The organism is Armatimonas sp., assembly GCF_043760365.1.
Taxonomy (GTDB): domain Bacteria; phylum Armatimonadota; class Armatimonadia; order Armatimonadales; family Armatimonadaceae; genus Armatimonas.
The window spans coordinates 1-4,178 of record NZ_JAYUPA010000630.1; the positions used below are offsets into that span (position 1 = coordinate 1).

Annotated in this window: 6 protein-coding genes; 2 read left to right on the forward strand and 4 right to left on the reverse strand. The window is 50.0% G+C overall.

Annotation, left to right across the window (positions count from 1 at the left end):
- The 3 genes from ACH2EH_RS14395 to ACH2EH_RS14405 form a co-directional block, all read right to left on the reverse strand.
- Positions 1–1,112: N-6 DNA methylase (locus tag ACH2EH_RS14395; protein ID WP_395142738.1), on the reverse strand; the 1,112-nt coding region annotated here is incomplete at its 3' end.
- 221 nt (positions 1,113–1,333) lie between these two features.
- Positions 1,334–1,807 (reverse strand): DUF6527 family protein, encoded by a 474-nt coding sequence (locus ACH2EH_RS14400; protein WP_395142739.1) that lies wholly within the window; start codon positions 1,805–1,807, stop codon positions 1,334–1,336.
- Positions 1,804–2,382: a hypothetical protein gene (locus ACH2EH_RS14405; RefSeq protein WP_395142740.1), complete on the reverse strand. Its 579-nt coding sequence runs from the start codon at positions 2,380–2,382 to the stop codon at positions 1,804–1,806. The genes ACH2EH_RS14400 and ACH2EH_RS14405 overlap by 4 nt, the downstream gene beginning before the upstream one ends.
- A gap of 210 nt (positions 2,383–2,592) precedes the next feature.
- On the opposite strand from ACH2EH_RS14405, the gene ACH2EH_RS14410 reads away from it, so the two are divergent.
- Entirely contained in the window at positions 2,593–3,015 is a 423-nt protein-coding gene (locus tag ACH2EH_RS14410) for a transposase (protein ID WP_395142743.1), read from the forward strand.
- Positions 3,016–3,038: 23 nt separating this feature from the next.
- The gene (locus ACH2EH_RS14415; protein WP_395142741.1) at positions 3,039–3,569 is read left to right on the forward strand and encodes a hypothetical protein; all 531 of its coding nucleotides are present in this window, start codon (positions 3,039–3,041) and stop codon (positions 3,567–3,569) included.
- A 96-nt stretch (positions 3,570–3,665) separates the two neighbouring features.
- Here ACH2EH_RS14415 and ACH2EH_RS14420 read toward each other — a convergent pair whose 3' ends face one another.
- Entirely contained in the window at positions 3,666–4,031 is a 366-nt protein-coding gene (locus ACH2EH_RS14420; RefSeq protein ID WP_395142742.1) for a DUF6573 family protein, read from the reverse strand.
- Between the last annotated feature and the right edge of the window lie 147 nt (positions 4,032–4,178).

Here is a 4,178-nt window from a genome sequence, read left to right on the forward strand (position 1 = left end):
TGAACCGTAGCGATGCGACTCCCCAGTGGGGTGTCGTGCTTCATCTTGGCGATCATGTTCAACAGAAAGAGGAGCTGCCCATCGCTGGTGCGAGGAACGCCCACTTTGAAGCGGTCGTCCGTGATCTCCTTCGTAGAGTTGCGAATCGCCTTCTCATCACCAGACCAGCTCTTACCGTAGGGGGGATTAGAGAGCATGAAGTCAAAGCGGGTCGCCTGGTGGCCATCCTGGGAGATCGTGGAGCCGTACTTAATGTTGCCGGGGTCGCGCTCCTTGATGAGCATGTCTGACTGGCAGATAGCAAACGTTTCCGGGTTCACTTCCTGGCCGTAGAGCTCCAGCCGCACCTTCTTTTTTAGCTTCTCAGAAAGCTCCTGAAGCACTTGCTCTGCCTCAGTAAGCATCCCACCACTCCCACAGGCGGGGTCGTAAACAAGGTAAGTGGTGCTCTGAATCTGGCCTTCGATAGGGTGGAAGATGAGCTGGCCCATAAGCTCGATGATCTCGCGGGGCGTGAAGTGCTCTCCAGCCTCCTCGTTGTTGTCCTCGTTGAAGCGACGGATCAGCTCCTCGAAAACATAGCCCATCCCCAGGTTCGTCAGGCCGTGGTGAAGGATCTTCCCCTCGGGTGTCTTGATCGGCTCTGGCCCCAGGTGGATTGTCTTAGCGGTAAACTTTTCGATCAGCAGGAAGATCCGGTCGGCCTCGTGGAGCGTCTCGATCTGGTTGCGGAGCTTGAACTTGCGGATGATCTCCTGGACGTTCTCCTGGACGTTCTCCGAGTAGCCATCCAGGTACACCTCGAAGTTCTCCCGAATCTGACTGGGTTGATCCAGGAGCTTCCGTAAAGTGAACTTGCTGGTGTTGTAGAAGGGCTGACCTGATGCCTTCTGGAGTGCTGCGGCCTGGCTGAAAATCTTGTTATCGTTGAGCCACTGGTGGCGCTCCAGAACAGCGTCTTTGGTAGGCTCCAGAAGGCTGTCCAAGCGGCGCAGGACGGTCATGGGCAAGATCACGTCGCGGTACTTGCCGCGCACGTAGACATCGCGCAGGACATCGTCGGCGATGTTCCAGATGAAATTGACGAGGGTGTTGTGGGTAGTGTTGTCCATAGGTCAGGCTAATCGTACCCATCATAGCCGAAAATTGTTTTCGGGGGCACCATCACTGTTTGCCTGGCTCTGCTATGGCTTGCCTGATCGAGAGTCAAAACCCGGACATCATCACCCGCTCAGGGCGGGGAGGGGACTCCATCCGGGACTACTACTTTATCGGTCAGGGGTAGAAGATTGGTAAATTAAGTGAAGATTCCTCAATGAAATCAGAGCCGATTTCATTGAGCTTTGGACCACATTTTCTTAATCCAAGCCTGGAACTTAAACAGTATATTCCTCTTGTTCGTGGGTGTTTCAGTTTTAACTTCATCTTGTGTTTCGTCAATTTTCGGTTCATGTTCTTCCGTGGAGTTGTAGTACAATTCCTTGAGATATGCATCACGGTCACGACCGGATTCGATTTTCTCTCTAGACCAGCCTGATGCCCATCGTACAGAATTATTGACTATCCAATAGTGAGATTTACAAGGATATTCCCAATTTCCAATTGAGGGATCAAGAGAAACGGATTCTCCATCAAAGCAAATCGTCCAGTCAGTAGGGGATATAGGTGTATAAACAACAATCCCACATCCACAGCAACATTTATGAGCAACGGTACGGTACTCTAGAGATACATATATTATTTTTTCATCAAGTTCATCTGGTAAAAACTCAACAAATTCATGTGTAAGAGTACGTATGCGCTTCACAACATATCTTCATTCTTGATAAAATTGCCATCAATTGTATAAGTACTGTGGTACTCACAATCAAAGTCCACATAGAATCCGCAAGTTTTTTTCCATTTAATAACAGCGAGTGAAGCATTCAGAGAATTCAAGTCTGCAATCTGGATATTTTGAGCGTATGCATCATCACCCTCAATATCGGCAAAAGAAATATGGTTTTCTAAATGATCTTTTTTGTCTTTTGTACAAGTAGTAACACGGGTTATACCACCAAGTGAGTCACCTGCCAAATATACACCCATACCTACATCCACAAATGGAACATCTAATTCTTTCAGTTTTCCAATTATAAATTTCTTAGGAGCACTACGATCAATGCAGATAAAAACAAAGTCCATTCCTTGCAACAAATCGACATTTGAAGCATCAACATAGCAATCATGAGGGATAATATTCTTATGCATTCGTGAAAAAGGCTCTTTCGAGCCTTTTTCACGAATCGGTTCTCCCACCGTCAGGTGGGCTGGGTGCAGGTAGCTGACGCTCCGAACCGATAAGAGAATGTGAAAAACGTACCCATTCAGAACGCCAGCCAAGAAATTGTACCCGCCTCAGATAGCAACCAAGCCTCAGATAGCAACCAAGATGAGCTATCTCTTTGGGAAGACAAACCTGCGTGGGAAAGTGAGTGTCTGCTAGCCCCCTATTGGAAACAAGTCAAAGAGAAACTATGCCCCTCACTTGAGCAAGACACAGGGGTGGAACTGACCGACAAACTCAAAGCACTCACCCAGGTGCTGGAGATCGTGCGCATCGAAGAGCATGTCCCAGAGCCCAAGAGGGGCAAGCGAGGAGGACAACAAATTGACCGCCGACCCATCGCCCGTGCCTTCCTGGCAAAGGCGTTTCTCAACTTGAGTAGCACCCGCGCCCTCAAAGAGATGCTGAATCAGAGTCCAGCCCTCAGAATGCTCTGCGGCATGGATAAAGTTGCCAGCGAACCTACCTTGAGTCGTGCCTTCGCCCAGTTCGCTCATCTGAATCTGGGTGATCTTGTCCACCAGGCAATGATAGCTAAGTTTGTTTCTTCACAGATCGTGATGCATGCTAGCCATGATGCTACCGCCCTGGAAGTGCGTGAGAAAGCCATTAAGAAGGTCAAAGTACCAAAAGTAAAAAAAAGAGGGGTCGTCCCAAGAAGGCAGAGATTCGCCCTCCGGCGGAGCTGACTCGCCTACAACGCCAGGTAGATATGGAGCCTGACGCGGCTTTGGCAGAGTTACCTTGCGGGTGTGATTGGGGCATCAAGAAGGATACGGATGGTCATACCTATCGTTGGCGTGGTTACAAAGCGAACCTGTCTTGGGCCGATGGGATGATCCCTTTGATCTGTGTGACCACCTCGGCCTCGATGCACGACAGCCAATGTGTGATTCCGATGATGAAGAAGGTGTCTCAGGGGGTGAAGATTCTCTACGATTTGATGGACAGCGCCTACGATGCTCCCTCGATTCACTGCGTGAGTGCCTCTTTGGGTCACGTTGCTCTGATTGATGATCACCCTCGTGGTGGTGAGAAAGTGGATTTTGGCCAGGCGGAGGGTGTTCGTTATCGTGAGCGTAGCAATGCGGAGCGTGGTAATAGTCGTTTGAAGGACTCGTTTGGTCTTCGTGTGATCTACGTTCGTGGGCATGCCAAGGTGCATTTCCATGTGATGCTTGGGGTTCTGGCTCTGTTTGCGGATCAGTTACTCAAGCCGTTTGGGCATCAAACCGATTCGTGAAAAAGGCTCTATTGAATGTCAAGTATTTTCAGCTCCGAGAAAATTACCCAGAACACCGGGGACAATTCGCGTGTCCCCGGTTGGATTGGCCTAGCTTTAGTCTTCGTTGGGCCGCATCAGCGTTATTACCGCTTCCCCAAAATCGCCAGAGCCCATCACCATTTTGATGGTGTAAAGGGATAGTTTCGGATGCCGCTCTTTGAAGGGCAGAACCATTCGGTAGTGGACCTGGGGCTCGTCGGGATGGTTTCTAGCCATCCAGTACCCCGCATTAAGAAGACTGATGAGCCATCCTTCCTGTGTTTGCCCCGCGCCCAGATGAAGATAACTTACGTCTTCCCAGAGAGTTCGGGTCATCGTGACCGGGCAGCGGTACCCCGCCTTTTGAGCGAGTTGACTAACATCCACAAGGATGCCATCTTCAATCGCTTCAGCGCGACTGTAGCTGTCGATAATTTCCATGACAAAAGTTAGGGGTAAATGCCCTGGGGCGAGTAGGACTCGCCCCAGGAGTAGTCTTGACAGCGCTGCGCTACCCGGCTACCTTTGCCTTGAGGATCGTGCGCCCTTCCCGGAGTACATCCTCATTTTTCTTCTCTCTTCTAATTT